Raw genomic sequence first — 15,732 nt, forward strand, 5'->3', positions numbered from 1 at the left:
ACGGTGGCCATTATTCGGTGACCGGGATTGGTCAAAATAGTTTGACTATTAGCGGCTAAAATCGCCCGGCGCTAACATGGATGTCCCTTTCTTCCAAAAGGCAGCTATCTCAATAGCGACATGCGGCAGCTAGAAGCACTGCACCAAGCAGGAAACGCATCACGGAAGCGGGGGTCCAGCAGTTGTCGCCGGTCTTGGGGAGCGTCGCAGTGGTCGCGGTGGCGGCCTTGGGCCTGGAGGACGTGGACACCGTGGTCTTGGCTACTGTCGTTGTTGTCTTGGTTGTCGCGGCCGCGGGCTTCGGCGCGGGATTTGCCTTGGGCCCCGTGGTGGGCTCTCCGGCAGCGGGGTTAGCATCGGTGGGAGACTTGTCCGCGCTATCGCCGGGCACGTCGTCTCCATCGGTCTCCCCCACCGGAGGTGTGGCCGCATCGGGCTCAACCACCACATGCGGTGCCACAGCATCGGAGGCATCCACCACGCCGCTAGCACCAAAAGCCCCACCGGCAGGCATCACAAGCCGCGCGGACACAAGCGACCCGCCCGTGCACGCAACACCGCCGTCGGCACCGGTCGCATCGAGCCACGAGGCGTCGACGGAAAGCCGGCAGCCGGCCGCGCCAGCGCCAAGGCCCGCATCCTGCAGATACACTCCGTAGGCGCGCACGCCCGCTCCGGACCCGGCGCCCGCCGCAACGACGCGTCCGCCGCCGCGCACGGCCATGTCGCCTGCGATCACGCCGGCGACCGCCTCGTCAGTAATATCGGCCCCGTCCGCCCGGGCATCGACGGTGCAGCCGTCCACCGCGAGCGCCTGCGAGGCGTGGATCCCGCACTGCGAGCCCGTGGCCGTCAGGGTCCCGGTGCCGCGAAGCGCCAGGTTGCCCCACACCTCCATGCCGCACAGCGTGATGTCCGCATCGGGCGCATGCGACTCCGTCACGGAGTTCTGCCCGGCAAGCGTCAGCACCAGGTCGCCCTCGGCGCCGATGGCCCCACCCGCGTAGCCGTCAAGCTCCAGGTGGTCGGCATCGGTCCAGGCCCAGCCGGGGCCCGACGCGCCCGGCTCGCAGTACGTCGCGCCCGCGATGATGAGGCTCTCCGCGCCCGCGGCATAAGAAGGCCCGCCCAGCAAAACGCATAGGCAGGCCATGGCGGTAAACATCTTGCAGTCCCTTTTAATGAGAAGGCAAATCGCTATAACCGAGTTTGTCCGAACATCGCGTAAGGCATGAGTCAGGTCGAAGGTGTTCATTGAGACGACAGGGACAAAGATGCCTTAATAGGTCGTCTCGATCTGGGCGAACCCCTCGTACCTAGGATCGACGCACCTCGATAGAGAACGCGGGGGCGCAGTTTGCCGCATTCCGCTCATCGACAGTGTTGGGCCATCGCTTTAAGGAACCTGTCGATGAAAAGGAAGAGTCTGGTAGCGTATGGCCACACGCAGGATCTACCGGCGAGCACATTGCGCAACCTTTTGCAGAGCAAACCGCTGCCAGGGCCTGGTTTGGAGACGATATTCCAGCCTAGGATGGGAGGCAATCATCATTGCGCAGCTGAATCTCCAACAATGTTGAACAAATAGGATGTCATTTGCTTGAAATCCGGATAGCTTTGGTGGTGTCGATATTAAGGGAGCTATCGGAACAGCTCATCATGGCTGCCGGTGCGTTCAAAGAAAGCTACCTCTTCGTTTGATGACCATATGACAAGCCAGTCGCCAGAGTTTGCTACGTGACATTCGATTCGCCCTGCCCAGTTGCCGCTTAGCCGGTGCATATTATGACGTCGTTTTAATATGTCCATTGACTCGGGTGTATTCTGTAGCACCAGGTCAATTAGCTTTTGAAGCTCGGATAGATCCCATTTACGGCGCTTTGCTTTTTTCTTTAAATCGCGGGAGAAGGCTGCAGAGAACTCTGCGGTTAACGTGCTCATTGTGCCATCGCCGCAGCGATAAGATCGGCGCCATTGTCAAAACGTCCTTTTTTGCCAGATGCAAGAAACGCGTCCCCCTCGCGAATGGCCTCAAGGCTTTCGGCATTGGGCTCCTCAGGGGCAAAAGTCAACGGGATGCGATGGGTGTTGACCATTTGCTTGAAGAATGCGCGCGTCACGGACGACAAATCAAGTCCATAGTAATCAGCCACTTCTGCTGCCTCGCGTTTGAGGTCATCGTCAACCCTAATGGTTAATGTTGAGCTTGCCATTTTTAGACCCTCCAATCATGTGAGTGCAACCTTAGTATAACGCACATACAATAGTAGATTATGTAATTACAATCAATTAACTAAGCCTTTTAGTGGTACGGCACCTCATACATTGCATGCAGTAAAAAGGCAACGCTCCCTTTCGGAAAGCGTTGCCTTTAAAGCTTCTACAGGGCCTTTGTATTGCAGCTAGGCATGCCGCACGCCCCAACAGCGATATGCGGCACCTAGATGCCCCAGTCCCAACAGGAGTAGCGTAAAGGACGCGGCGATCCAGTTGCTGTCGCCGGTCTTGGGGAGTACCGCAGTGGTCGCGGTGGCAGCCTTGGGCTTGGCCGTTTTGGCGACCGTGGTCTTGGTTACTGTCGTTGTTGTCTTGGTTGTCGCGGCCGCGGGTTTCAGCGAGGGATTTGCCGTGGGCCCCGTGGTGGGCTCTCCGGCAGCGGGGCTTGAATCGGCGGGAGACTTTTCCGCCCCACCGCCCGGTACCTCGCCCCTGTCCGTCTCCCCCGCCGGAGACGTGGCTACATCGGGCTCAATCACCACATGCGGTGCCACCGCACCGGTGGCATCCACCACGCCACCAGCTCCAAATGCCCCACCAGCAGGCGCCATAAACCGCGCGGAAACAAGCGACCCGCCCGTGCACGCAACGCCGCCGTCGGCACCGGCCGCATCGAGCCACGAGGCAGCGACGGAAAGCCGGCAGCCAGCCGCGCCAGCACCAATGCCCAGATCCTGCAGATACACGCCGTAGGCGCGCACGCCCGCTCCGGACCCGGCTCCCGCGGCGACGACGCGCCCGCGGCCGCGCACGGCCATGTCGCCGTCGATGCCCGGGCGGCCACGGCCTCGTCCGTGACGTCGGCCCCGTCCGCCCGGGCATCGACGGCGCAGCCGTCCACCACGAGCGCCCGCGAGACGTGGATCGCGCACTGCGAGCCCGATGCCGCCAGGGACCCGGTGCCGCGAAGCGTCAGGTCGCCCCACACCTCCATGCCGCACTGCGTGATGTCCGCATCGGGCGCATTCGACTCCGTCACCGAGTTTTGCCCGGCGAGCGTCACGACCAGGTCGCCGTCGGCGGCGGTGGCGTCGCCCGCGTAGCCGTCAAGCTCCAGATGGCCGGCATCGGTCCAGGCCCAACCGGGGCCCGACACGCCCGGCTCGCAGTACGTCGCGCCCGCGATGAACAGGCTCTCCGCGCCCGCGGCGCAAGTTGGCCCGCCCAGCAAGACGCATAGGCAGGCCATGGCAGCGATCGCAATGTGATGACGGCTGGTGTGGGACTCGGCGGCAAACATACCCGCTCCGATCTTCGCGGGAGCCAATAGGATGTGCACCAGAAAATGCCCTGGTAGCAGCAAGTATTAGTTTAGCGAGATCAAGGCACAAACAAAGGAAATACCCCTGAACAGTGACAATAATTAGGTGTAAATCGTTTTGCCAATCGGTGAAAGGAAATTGGATATCGTCAAGATGGCAAATCAAAATACCTTAGGCTTCGGAATTTTCTAGAGATGCATTGATAGAATCGACGGCGTTGTCAAGGCGACTGGGCTCCCCCGTTGTCAAGAACGCCTCTCCTTCGCGAATAGCCTCAAGGGTCTCTGAGCCAAGCGCTCCGTAATCAAAATGGCTCGGGATGGAGTCCGTATCTTTTAAATCAGCTGCGGCTAGCTTTACGGTTTTCCATTTCCCAGTTTTCGGGTCCTTCCATATCCGAGCGGAGACAACATCATCAGCCGCAACAGCATCCACTACGCTTATCCACTCCTTCAGGCCGCAATAGCACAAGTGCTTTTCATAGTCCTTGTCAGAGACAACAAAAAAGCCAAGCACGCAATCTGATTCATCATATGAAAACATAACAACGACCTCGGAATGAATTAGTTGGTTCGTGAGTTGTCGTAAGGAAATGGATGAAGATGTGGATTTAGTTAAGTCGAAATATCGTTCATCAATAAAGCGTTTGTTCAAGGGCGAGATGTCTTTTTGGGCTTCCTTCTTTGCAGGATATAAGTCGACCTTTAGGTTAAGCGAACCGATGCCGTCGCTTAGCTTATTTGCATCCAAGAGTAAGCGAACGGTAAAGACGGACAACAGGAGAGCCTTTTCCAGGCGATAATCACGGTACTCGTCTTCCAGAGTGGTACAAGTGGAAAAGTCCCGTAATTCTGTTGCGTATGATCGTAAGTCATCTTTCCAATAACAGGATTCGTAAACCATCTGATATAACTCCTAGTCACAATTTGACATTGCGATTTTTGCGTAATGTCAATAAAAAGAAATGGTCAGACTATATATGTGAAATTAGCCTGGCAATAGTTTCTCCTTCAAATCGGCGACCCCATCTTCGAGGCCAAGAGGGTGGCGAGGCGGATAATTTGCCGAAGCAATACTTTGCGTCGCGCCATCGTTGACCACCGACGAGGCCGAACCAGCGGTATTCTTATGCAGTCAGCATTACGTGAGAAAGGCTAGCGTTGCGAGACTTCAACCACACTAGGATTGTTTCCTATGGCCGCAATGACTGGGCTGCAGGAGTTTTCATGGACCGTTGTCTTCATATCCTGAAGGAGGGTCCTCGCATTCAAATCGCGACGATTAATGACGCGATAGAGGCTCATCAGCTTAAGCTCACTTTTGAAACGGTCCCCGAACTGTTTAAGGAAGCTGAAGTCGGCGACGCCGCAAGTGCCGTCGCTGCGCTCTTCGCGAACGCCTGCAAGTATACGAGTGAGGCATTCAAGTCTTCGGGAATCCTCGATATTTACGAGGAAGTCGAGATTCAGTACGCCACTCAATTCTGGAGCCTGCTGCACGCCTGCGGCGCAGAGACGCTGATCTCCGGCGAGGAAATTGACGAACTTCTCTCGCGACATGTCGAATGCTTAGCTTCTATCTTGGAGAACGACAAACTCGTCAAATTATTTGATACAGAGCTAGGAAAATCACTGATCGACAATCCGTATTATTCCGCTGAGTTGCTCATCCGCGAGTACGCGACGGAATCAAGGGGCCAGAACGCAATTCACCTCCCCAAATGCCTTTCCCAAGTCGACTTCGATTCGATAATGGCAGGCTACCTTGACGACCAGCGCGCCAACCCGAATTATATGGAGGCCCTTTTCAATTGGCCTTCCGGCGCAACAAAATGCAGATTCTCACCGTCCCCGGACGTTAAAGTGCGCGCAAAGCAGGCCTACGATGAGGCCATGGATGAGCTATTCCGACAAGACGCTGGACTTGAGTACGGAGCCGGGGTACAGATCGACCCTGAACAGATTGCTTGCAAGGGCGTAAAGGTCGAAGGCCTAACCTTGACCTACAGCTTTAGCGAAACGTGGCTCGCCAAATACACCGATAATGCAAGCATCATGAACAATTGCAGATACCTACTGGACGTAGTAGATCGAAGCGGTCTCATGGCCTCGCCTGCTCACTCCCACGAGGAGAGCGGCCTGCTTGCGATGCTGGGTTCCCACGTGCTGGGGGAATACCGAATGAATACGATCTCCAACATGCGGGAATCTCTCGCCAATGTCGAAGTTGTAGCATACGCGAATTTCCTCGAAAGCCGAGGTAAAAGGCTCGAAGATGCACTCGAATGGACGTACAACGTTTATTTTGCAGAGGAATACTCAATCAGTGGATTCAGCTTGGCGCTGCCGTCAAGCGGGGCTTCGTGGCTCGACAAATGCAAGTCGATAGGGCCAGAGATTGAGCGCGCCGTTAAGTCCTATTCAATATATTCGAGGATTGGAAAAATCGACGGAGACTATTTCCCCTATGAAAGCTTTAAAACTTTTGGAACCCTCAACGCGCTCTCTGAGAAAAAGTACGCAATCGACGGAGCCTGCTTTAACAGATGGGGATTCTATCTGTTCTCCGACCAGTGCATGCTGACATACAGAAGAGGCCATAACGACCGTGCTCGCTGCTTCTTCGATTTAATTTCGAATGCTATGGTCACCTTCGACGATTATGATGCTGTATACGCCGAGGTGCTCCAGCAATTAGTTGACCGACAGCTGGTAAGTGCGTGCGAAGAAACAGGCGCTCTCTCCCCAACCCCTCGATCAATTTGCCTGAAGGCCGTTTGGGATAATGGCGCAATTGCGCTTGGGGGATGCGGAGACGGCGATTTAGCGCTCATCGATGGCCTTGTCTCAGACGAAATGCTGTCGTACTGCGGCAAGCTGTTCACACCCGACGAGGCTGCATATCTCGATTACATGTTCAACGACGCCTCTTTCCCTAACTCGCAGGGTCTCAGGAACAGATACGACCATGCGCATTCACCGATCGCCGACCCCGATGCGGAAGGAATTCAATCCGATTACTATCGCATGCTGACCTTGCTCGTCGCGATTACGCTCAAGATAAACGATGAGCTGTCGGCCGCAACTGGCCGCGGGTACCTCGAAAACTTCGTAGACTGGCCATATTACGACGAGAGCGTCCTCGAACTCGCTAAAAAGCTGATCGAGAAGAGGCGTGATACAGGCTGTGATGCTGAGTCTGAATAGCTCCAATTACGACAGATCCGAACCGGGTTGATTAAGAGCATCTGCCCAGACTTTTCTCGAGTGACAACACTAAGAGCACTTCTGTCGGAATCGAAAAACCTATTGCATGGAATGTAAGCACCAAGATCGGCCAGCAGTAGTATCTCCTTTTATCCTGGTCAATTGAGTGTTAACCAATCGTCAGCGTAATGAAAAGCTCCTCATTACCTAACTTAAAGAGATCCTGAGATAGTTCTTGAGAAGTCTTCGTTCCAAAGCACCCTCTAGTCAAATAGGGGACTGAACAACCGTGCACCCGTTGCAGATCATCAGTAAGCTCCGTTCTCCTAATCAAATGAGCGATATCAGTCAAATCGCCAAGCTTAAGAATTAGAGGCTCATATGACCGTTCATTCCTATTAACGGCGATACGCCATTCTGCTTGGTTTGCATAACGAACATTCTTTACAAACACTCCTGCATTAAAATGTGGAATTCCATTTGGAAAAACCATATAAGCAGGTAATGGTCCATGAGATTTTAAATCCATTGTTGATTTAACAATTTCAGAGGGATTCAACTGAACGCTATCTCTATATTCAACCGGAGCGGCTACAAAGTCATAACCCAATTGCAGAACGACTGCCCTAAGCCTCGATATAAGTTCACAGGGATTGTCAATAACCACAATCCATGAACCAAGGTCAAGGCCCGGATCGGGCAATTCAATTAAGTCGACTCTCGTATCTACTTGCTTAATGAGGACACACGAAAAGCAGCACACATTACAGTAGCCAGCGCCTCTCGGTATTGCATACGATTCTTTTGCAAGGACGCCGAGTAAAACTTTAGGAAAGCCCCGCATGATATGGGGGTCAAAAGATGCGCAGGCCCCCTCAAGAAAGTCCTGCTGCTCCATGTTTCCCTCATTCCAAAAATACCCTAGGGTATTCATGTATATATCGCCACGCAAAAACTGCTCAGCCCACTTTTGTTCTTTAAAACCACGGACAAGGCGAATCATAGGGAGAACAGACCGGCAGGATAAACGGTGCATAGACATCTTCTTTCACATCGAAGGTTAAGACGTCAAATATAAACAAAGGCTACATCCGAGCTTAGCCTAACAACCCGTGCGGACTAATCTAACGCTCCGTATTCTTGTTCAACTCACCCGTCTCTTCCAGCTCCGACATATCCGGATGCCCCCTCCTTACACACTCGTGATCCGCTATGTACTTCAACCTCGTCGTCACCAATGCAAGCATGGAGCTTTGCAAATTGTTTGGGATGACCCACGCGGAGTTGACGCATTGGCTGAGCCGCGAAGTCGGAAGCCTGTCGGGCTGGATCAAGAGGCCCGACGCAGTCGATTGCAGCACGGGCGATGTCCCGTTCTTGGTGCTCAAGGCTAAAAGCAGGGAAAATGGTGTTCGTTGCTTAACGTGCTATATACATCGCATCGCTCACCAGCTGCAAAAGGAATCAGACTTATACAAAAAGAGGTCATATCGGCTAACGCCGATATGACCTCTTTCTTAACAATGCGACTTGTAGATAAGGCTAAAAATCGCGGTTGGAAACCCTCTCCCCTAGTCCCGCTTAAACAGATCCCTCGTGTACACCTTGTCCGCCACGTCCGCGAGCTCGTCGCTCCAGCGGTTGGCCACGATCACGTCGCACTCTGCCTTGAAGGCCTCCAGATCGTGGGTCACCTCGGAGCCGAAGAACTCCGGCGCGTCCAGCGTGGGCTCGTAGACCACCACGGGCACGCCCTTGGCCTTCACGCGCTTCATGACGCCCTGGATGGAGCTCGCGCGGAAGTTGTCGGAGTTGGACTTCATCGTCAGGCGGTACACGCCCACGACCGGCTTCGGCTTGCCCTCGTACACGCGGTCCCACACCATCTGCAGCACCTCGTCGGCGACGAAGTCCTTGCGGGTGCGGTTGGCGTCCACGATGGCCTCGATCAGGTTCTGCGGCACGTCTTTATAATTTGCCAGCAGCTGCTTGGTGTCCTTGGGCAGGCAGTAGCCGCCGTAGCCGAAGCTGGGGTTGTTGTAGTGGCTGCCGATGCGCGGCTCCAGGCACACGCCGTCGATGACGTCGCGGGTGTTGAGGCCTCGCACCTCGCAGTAGGTGTCGAGCTCGTTGAAGTAGGCGACGCGCAGCGCCAGGTAGGTGTTGGCGAAGAGCTTGACGGCCTCGGCCTCGGTGGTGCCCAGCACGAGCTCGGGGATGCCAATAGTTCCGTCGGCGTTCACGCGCTCCAGCTCGGCGGGGTCCGCCCCTTGGGCGAGAAGGCGTGCGAAGCGCTCGGCGGCCGCGACGGCGTCGGCGTCCTCTTTGGGCGCACCGACCACGATGCGGCTGGGGTGCAGGTTGTCGTAGAGTGCCTTGCTCTCGCGCAGGAACTCGGGGCTGAAGAAGATCTTGCTGTCGCCCAGCCTCTCGCGAAGGCCCGCGGTGTAGCCGACGGGGATGGTCGACTTGATGACGATCCAGGCGTCCGGGTTCACCGAGCGCACGGCGGCGATGGCGGCCTCGACGGAGCTCGTATCGAAGAAGTTCCTGTCCGAGTCGTAGTTGGTGGGCGTGGCGATGACGGCGTAGTCGGCGCCCGTATAGGCCTCCGCCACGTCGACGGTGGCGTGTAGGTCGAGCTGGCGCTCCCCCGCCTTGGATTCCGCCAGGAATCGCTCGATCTCGTCGTCCTGGATGGGCGACTCGTAGTTGTTGATCTTCTCGACCTTCTCGGGCACGATGTCCAGGGCGTGCACCTCGTTGTGCTGCGAGAGCAGGACGGCGAGGGACAGGCCGACGTAGCCGGTACCGGCGACAGCGATCTTCATGTCATTCTCCAATTGTCAAAGAACAATAATTCACATTAAAAATGGCCCTTGTTACAGGGCCATGATTTCCTAAATGTTGTAGTAGCGCTTATACCACTTGGCGAAGGCCCTCAGGCCGTCCTCGAGCGGCGTCGCGGGCTTGTAGCCCAGGTCGCGCTGGAGCGCCGTGGTGTCGGCGTAGGTGACGGGCACGTCGCCGGGCTGCATGGGCACGAGCTGCTTATGGGCCCCGAAGTCGTAGTCCGCAGGCAGCACGCCCTCCTCCACCAGCACGCGCTGAAGCGTGTCGACGAAGTCGAGCAGGTTCTCGGGGTGCGAGTTGCCGATGTTGTAGACGCGGTGGGCGGCGAGGGGCAGCCCGTCCTCGCCCATCTTCACCTCGGGCGCGGCGTCCATTACGCGCCTCACGCCCTCGACGATGTCGGCGACGTAGGTGAAGTCGCGGCGGCAGTCGCCCATGTTGAAGATCTTGATGGTGTCGCCGCGGCGCAGCTTCTCGGTGAAGCCGAAGTAGGCCATGTCGGGCCTGCCCATAGGTCCGTACACGGTGAAGAAGCGCAGGCCGGTCGCCGGGATGGAGTAGAGCTTGGAGTAGGCGGCGGCCATGAGCTCGTTGGACTTCTTGGTGGCGGCGTAGAGCGACACCGGCGAGTCCACGCGGTCCTCCTCGGAGAACGGCACCTTCTTGTTGCCGCCGTAGACCGAGCTGGAGCTGGCGTAGACGAGGTGCTTGACCGGGTGGTGGCGACAGGCCTCGAGCACGTTGAAGAAGCCGACGAGGTTGCTCTCGAGGTAGGCACGCGGATTCTCGATTGAGTAGCGTACGCCCGCCTGGGCGGCGAGGTTCACCACGACGTCGAAGCCGTTCTCCGCGAACAGGCGCTCGATGAGGGCGGCATCGCACAGGTCGCCGCGCACGAAGGTGAAGCGGCCGTCGGTGTCGGCCTCGGCCAGCATGTGCAGGCGGGCTTCCTTGATGCCGGGGTCGTAATAGCTGTTAAGGTTGTCGAGGCCGACGATTGTGTCATCGGTCTCCTCGAGCAGCTTCTTGACGAGGAAGGCACCGATGAAGCCGGCCGCTCCGGTGACGAGAATTTTATTTGACATATCGCTCCTTTGGATGATCGAAATAACTAGTCGCGAATTGAAAGTACTGAATTGAGAAATGATGAAAAAGAATCTATATAATTGTCAGATTCAAAGAGTTTTAAGGCCTTTTCTAGCGCAGCTCGTTTCATGCTTGTCAACTCATGGTCAGTCAAATTGCATGCGCTTGTGATTCCGTCTAGAAGAGCTTGATTGCTTAAATCTGGGATAACAATTCCATCAATCATATTCTCGAGAATAAGATCGGCTCCTCCGACCGCGTTGCATAACATCGGAACACCGTTCGACATGCACTCAGCGAATTTTGTTGAAAATCCGGCGCGAGAATATAAATCAGGAGTTCTAAATAGAATTCCAAAGTCAGATTCTTGCAGCATTTTGATTACGCTGTCATGGGAAACACGACCGTGAAAATGAACCTTATTAGATCTGGCAATGTTTCCCATTAAACTGACTGCCTGGTTTAAATCAATTCCAATTACATCGAGTACTGGTTGAGTGATTGCAGGAATAGCGTCATTACTTATAAGCGAAATAAACTCTGTAAGTGAGTCTTTTCCCCCAGCGGGAGAACCTGCATAGACAAACTTGGTTATAGTTCTCCGCTTCAATCCTTCTAGAGAGCAAGGGTCACTAAGTGAGTCTCCGGCCCTATTTAAGGGTGGTAAATAAAAAACCTTTGGATATCCTTGGGAGGAGTAAAGTGAATCGAAATGTTTTTTAAAAAAGGGCGAGATTGCGATAACTCCATCTAGCAATCTGTCCACTTCAGCCACCCGTTTAGAACGAGATTTCTCCACAAGCCAAGCAGCTAAATCTCCTGTAAATTTCGGAGTAAACCAATCGGTCTCATCAACGATTACGGGAACGTTAAAATCATGGCAATGATCTAAAACCCGTTTTGCAAGCTTATGTTGTATCCCGTAATAAATAACCAAGTCGGGCTGTATTTGATCGAAACATCGAGTGAAGGCTTTAAAGCTGAAGGAAGAAGAGATCCGCTCGTAATACTTTTTGGCTATTTGATGGTGCCCGAATTTCACCTCATACGGAAAATCAAAGGGATAGTCGTAATTACTGCTTATGGCGTTGGATGACGGCTCAATTATTCCAGCAAGAACAAAATGGACGTTGAAGCCACATTTAACCAGCAAATCGGAAATTGCGAAAGCATGTTTTGTAGGAGCATTATCCCCCGGAATTGATTGAACTAAATATAAAACCTGTTTATTCATTCTGTAGTTCATTCCTGATCGATTCATTAATGCCGTTAACAAAAAACGGTTAATTCCGACGAAGGGACAATTTGTCCATAAGCAAATTAAATCCTTCGATATTCATCAGCTTAGATAGCACGATGTAACACCCTAAGGATCCGAGAGGGGCAACGATTAACGAAATAAGATTCCCGTTTGAAATGTGGATTAATAATAATGCGATCACCACGGAAAACAATGTGGCAATTGATGGCTTAAGAACGTCAATAAGCTGCTCAAATATGCCATAGCCGAGCACTTTTTTATTCGGGGTCATGTTAATTAACATTGAGACAAATCCGCAAAAGGCACTTGAAAGGGAGATCGCAAATACACCAAAAGGAATCGACATAATTAAAACGATGAACGAAATAGCTTTCTTAATGACCTCAAGCTTAAAACAAAGGGCGCCTTGACCTGCTGCTTTAAGTGCCTGCCAATTCATAGATTGGAGGGGCTGAAATAAGTAGAACAAGCACGCAACTTGAAGATACGGGACGCATTCCGCCCATTTTTGACCCAAAAGAACAAGAACTAGAGGATGCGCACACGCAGCCAAAATTCCCATCATGGGGAAAACGAGATAGGCAGAAAGCTGCATCGCTTTTCTAAGAACTGATTTGAGCGCGTATTGGCTGTCTTTCTTTTCAGCCATTAGAGGCAACATTACATTACTAATTGGAGTGTTTAAGTTGCCTACAATTAAAGCCGGGAATTGGTTGCCGCGATTAAAGAAAGCCAAGTCTGCGGAGGAATAGAATTTACCGATGACTAAAGAACGACCTTCTGTATAAATAGAATTAATAAGATTGGCACTTGTAAATTGTATTCCAAGGGGCAACAGCTCTCTTGCTGAACCAACCACGAATTTTAGTCTAGGCGTCCATTTTGTTAACCAAGCCATTAGTACCGTTGTCATCAAAACTGTAAGTATCTGCTGAATGATTAGCGCATAAATACCAAAACCCAACATTGCAGCTACGATAGCTGCTAATCCTGAGATCAAGGAGCTGAGGAACGATGCAGAAAATTGCAATCTAAATAAAAAGTTCTTTGCGATATAGGCCTTTTGAATTGCATTCAGTGCCGAAAGAGGAAGACGTAATGCCAGAACTCTTAGGTAAAGACACATATTTGCATTTCCATAGAAGTCTGCAATGCTTGGAGCCGCAAAAAATATCAATACATATAAGATGCTCGACAATGCAATTGAACATGACAACATTGTCGAGTAGTCAATTTGATTGATATCAGACTTTTGTATCAGCGCTTCGCCTAGTCCATTTGTGACGAGCACGTCTGCCAAATTTGTAAATACAAGCAGCAGCGAAAGAGTACCGTAATCACTCGGGGACAGCAAACGCGCCAAAATTAGGGAAATAACAAATAGGGTACCTTGCGTGGCAAATCTCTCACCTATTGCCCAAAACATACTGGTTGCAGCCTTGTTCGAAGCCATTATTTTTCACCATCCGCATTGCGCATACGATTAGATCTTTCTGGTTCAATGTTGTTTAGGGCAAAACCAAAGGATGAAAATAGAAGCACGACCCCGACATTAATTGTGTAAGAGTAGTAAGTTGATAATCCCAGAATCGCCATGAGATAAAAGAGGGCAACAAATTTGCACTGGCTATTTTTGGAAGAACCAAATAGGCATCGCAACAGGACGTACAAAAGCGGAACAACGGCTAAAACGCCAAAATGAAACATCAAATAAATTATTTGATTATCAAAAAAAGGATAATTTGAATTCGTGCCATATCTATATCCAGCGCTAATTCCGTTGCCGAATATAAGCGATGCCGGTTCAACCTGGCTATAGAAAATATCATATTGGTTAGACCGTGTATCTTCTCCGATTCTGTTTAAAAACGAATCAAGAACTTCAGGATAGATCAACGACAATGCCAAAAGTGCCGTTCCAGTTGCAAAAATAACAATTACTGTTCGTTTAAAAACTTTGTCAATTCCTTTAGCCATAAAAGTTGCAACAAGCATGACTAGCATTGGTTGGATTAACCAACTTCTGGTTGCCAGCATTAATGCGGTGATGCAGGCCAGGATGCCTATGCCCATCGTTATGAAATAGGCGTGTTCATCATTAGATTTAAGCACCACGGTTGACCAATATAAACTGATGCCAAATGCAAAATAGTCCCTCGCAGGACACCATCCGATATAAGATCCAAAGCCACAAAGATATTTAAATTTAATAATTGATGCTAGTGAGGCGATAAAACAAATCAATGATAGCAGCGGGACCCATTCTTTAATCAACTGCTCGATTCTTGGATCCTCTGTTAATAGGTAGAATAGAGGAATGATAAATACAGTGGTTGGAACATTTCCAAAGAGCACGCTGGTTAAGTCGCCCGCATTATTGACTACGGCCATTAAGCTATAAATTATTAGTCCAAAAACTGAACAAGATATAACGAGCCAATTAGCTTTTCGTGATTTACTAATTGCACGCAACAAGAGAATCGAAAAGCTGATCTGTTGAATCAAATCAAATAAAGAAGCAAAGCGTCCGTTTGAAGTACTGAATGCAAAGCGGTTAACTTCCCAGTCAGTAGCAAGTGAGTATGATGACCCCAAATCTCGAAGAAAGGGAACCATGAGGCCGGAAATCACTGCTATTGCTAACAACAGGTCAGTGATTCTTCTATTATGATTGTATTGTTTCAACTGATAATGCAATTCTGTTTTCCTTATTGGAGACGTTTGGGCGATTCTATTTAAAGAGAAGATTTGCCCATTCATTGCCAATAGTTTCTAAAGATAGGGACTGCCTTAACATCAGGGCATTATTAGACAGTAGATTCGAGAATGATTGATCTTCAACGATCCTGTTGAACGCTTCGCTCTCAGCAAGATCGTCATCAATATCGACCAAAATGCCGTTCACGCCATTCCGAATAACTGCTTCTGCTCCACCACCGCCACATTTGGTGCAAATTGTTGGAACCCCCATGCACAAGGACTCAAGCATCGAATTAGATAGACCCTCGAACTTTGATGACATTACAAAAGCCGATGCAGTTCTAATGTGCATAAGAGCGTCAGAAGAAAAGCCCATAAATTTGATTGAATCATCCATGTCAAGGCTATGAACAAGGCTTTCTAGTTCTGATTTAAGACTTCCCTTGCCAAAGATTTCAAGAGTATATTCAGGGTGTTTTTTATGAAACAGCGCAAATGACCTGATTGTCATCGAGTGATTTTTTTGAAGTTCAAGCCGTCCCGATGTGACGATTGCTTTTCTTCTAAGCCCAGAATACGGTTCAGGAAGTTCACTAGATATTGGATTTAAAATGATTTTGGAATTCGCCTGAAGGTATCTCGGCATTAAACTTGCCTGGCTATTTGTCTGGAACACAATTGCATCGGACCTGCGATACAACATGTTTCTAATGAATGCGAGGATCTTATTGCCAGGAAAATCGAATCTCGGATCGTTTCGCACTGAAACAATAACCCTGTTTGGAAGTCCGATGGTCGCGATAAGCGTATACATGTTTTGATGAGGTAAAAAGGAAATAACCGTAGCATTGGGCCGCTCGGAAATAAAACGTCGTATAAGCTTAATTTGGTCGAATGGCTTGAGCGTAGCGCTTGCAAACTCAGAACGCACCTCGACTCCTTCGGGAACATCGTATTCAACAACGTTACTTTTAGTCAGGAGATAGGTAAACCTAATACCATGAGCAACGAAGTACGACGCGAGCGCAAGCGAGACGCGCTCGGCCCCGCCACCCATCAGGGAAGGGTGAACAAAAACAATATGCCC

14 protein-coding genes are annotated in these 15,732 nt (G+C 51.4%); 1 reads left to right on the forward strand and 13 read right to left on the reverse strand.

The window, feature by feature from the left end; all coding sequences use genetic code 11:
* Positions 1–109: 109 nt before the first annotated feature.
* The 6 genes from AB5Z25_RS07660 to AB5Z25_RS07685 form a co-directional block, all read right to left on the reverse strand.
* Positions 110–1,165 (reverse strand): hypothetical protein, encoded by a 1,056-nt coding sequence (locus AB5Z25_RS07660; protein WP_368135210.1) that lies wholly within the window; start codon positions 1,163–1,165, stop codon positions 110–112.
* Between the two features lie 476 nt (positions 1,166–1,641).
* Positions 1,642–1,941: a type II toxin-antitoxin system RelE/ParE family toxin gene (locus AB5Z25_RS07665; RefSeq protein ID WP_368135211.1), complete on the reverse strand. Its 300-nt coding sequence runs from the start codon at positions 1,939–1,941 to the stop codon at positions 1,642–1,644.
* The gene (locus AB5Z25_RS07670) at positions 1,938–2,213 is read right to left on the reverse strand and encodes a type II toxin-antitoxin system RelB/DinJ family antitoxin (RefSeq protein ID WP_055310766.1); all 276 of its coding nucleotides are present in this window, start codon (positions 2,211–2,213) and stop codon (positions 1,938–1,940) included. Before AB5Z25_RS07670 ends, AB5Z25_RS07665 begins: the two co-directional genes overlap by 4 nt.
* A 189-nt stretch (positions 2,214–2,402) precedes the next feature.
* Positions 2,403–2,792, reverse strand: coding sequence for a hypothetical protein (locus AB5Z25_RS07675; protein ID WP_368135212.1), 390 nt, complete (start codon positions 2,790–2,792; stop codon positions 2,403–2,405).
* Positions 2,753–3,517, reverse strand: a complete 765-nt coding sequence (locus tag AB5Z25_RS07680) for a hypothetical protein (RefSeq protein WP_368135213.1) — start codon at positions 3,515–3,517, stop codon at positions 2,753–2,755. Before AB5Z25_RS07680 ends, AB5Z25_RS07675 begins: the two co-directional genes overlap by 40 nt.
* Positions 3,518–3,710: 193 nt before the next feature.
* Positions 3,711–4,442: a hypothetical protein gene (locus AB5Z25_RS07685; RefSeq protein ID WP_368135214.1), complete on the reverse strand. Its 732-nt coding sequence runs from the start codon at positions 4,440–4,442 to the stop codon at positions 3,711–3,713.
* Positions 4,443–4,699: 257 nt separating this feature from the next.
* On the opposite strand from AB5Z25_RS07685, the gene AB5Z25_RS07690 reads away from it, so the two are divergent.
* The gene (locus AB5Z25_RS07690) at positions 4,700–6,745 is read left to right on the forward strand and encodes a hypothetical protein (protein ID WP_368135215.1); all 2,046 of its coding nucleotides are present in this window, start codon (positions 4,700–4,702) and stop codon (positions 6,743–6,745) included.
* A gap of 169 nt (positions 6,746–6,914) precedes the next feature.
* On the opposite strand, the gene AB5Z25_RS07695 is transcribed toward AB5Z25_RS07690, so the two are convergent.
* The 7 genes from AB5Z25_RS07695 to AB5Z25_RS07725 all read right to left on the reverse strand — a co-directional run.
* The gene (locus tag AB5Z25_RS07695; protein WP_368135216.1) at positions 6,915–7,643 is read right to left on the reverse strand and encodes a hypothetical protein; all 729 of its coding nucleotides are present in this window, start codon (positions 7,641–7,643) and stop codon (positions 6,915–6,917) included.
* A 673-nt stretch (positions 7,644–8,316) separates the two neighbouring features.
* Entirely contained in the window at positions 8,317–9,576 is a 1,260-nt protein-coding gene (locus tag AB5Z25_RS07700; RefSeq protein WP_368135217.1) for a nucleotide sugar dehydrogenase, read from the reverse strand.
* Positions 9,577–9,645: 69 nt separating this feature from the next.
* Positions 9,646–10,683 (reverse strand): NAD-dependent epimerase/dehydratase family protein, encoded by a 1,038-nt coding sequence (locus tag AB5Z25_RS07705; protein ID WP_368135218.1) that lies wholly within the window; start codon positions 10,681–10,683, stop codon positions 9,646–9,648.
* A gap of 26 nt (positions 10,684–10,709) precedes the next feature.
* On the reverse strand, positions 10,710–11,918 hold the full coding sequence (locus tag AB5Z25_RS07710) for a glycosyltransferase (RefSeq protein ID WP_195544557.1): 1,209 nt from the start codon (positions 11,916–11,918) through the stop codon (positions 10,710–10,712).
* A 49-nt stretch (positions 11,919–11,967) separates the two neighbouring features.
* Complete coding sequence (locus AB5Z25_RS07715) at positions 11,968–13,398, reverse strand: lipopolysaccharide biosynthesis protein (protein ID WP_368135219.1); 1,431 nt, start codon at positions 13,396–13,398, stop codon at positions 11,968–11,970.
* The gene (locus AB5Z25_RS07720) at positions 13,398–14,705 is read right to left on the reverse strand and encodes a hypothetical protein (protein ID WP_368135220.1); all 1,308 of its coding nucleotides are present in this window, start codon (positions 14,703–14,705) and stop codon (positions 13,398–13,400) included. Before AB5Z25_RS07720 ends, AB5Z25_RS07715 begins: the two co-directional genes overlap by 1 nt.
* Positions 14,677–15,732: glycosyltransferase (locus tag AB5Z25_RS07725; protein ID WP_368135221.1), on the reverse strand; the 1,056-nt coding region annotated here is incomplete at its 5' end. The genes AB5Z25_RS07720 and AB5Z25_RS07725, both read right to left, overlap by 29 nt.

This window comes from Collinsella aerofaciens (assembly GCF_040910325.1).
In the GTDB taxonomy this organism is placed as follows: Bacteria; Actinomycetota; Coriobacteriia; order Coriobacteriales; family Coriobacteriaceae; genus Collinsella; species Collinsella aerofaciens_BL.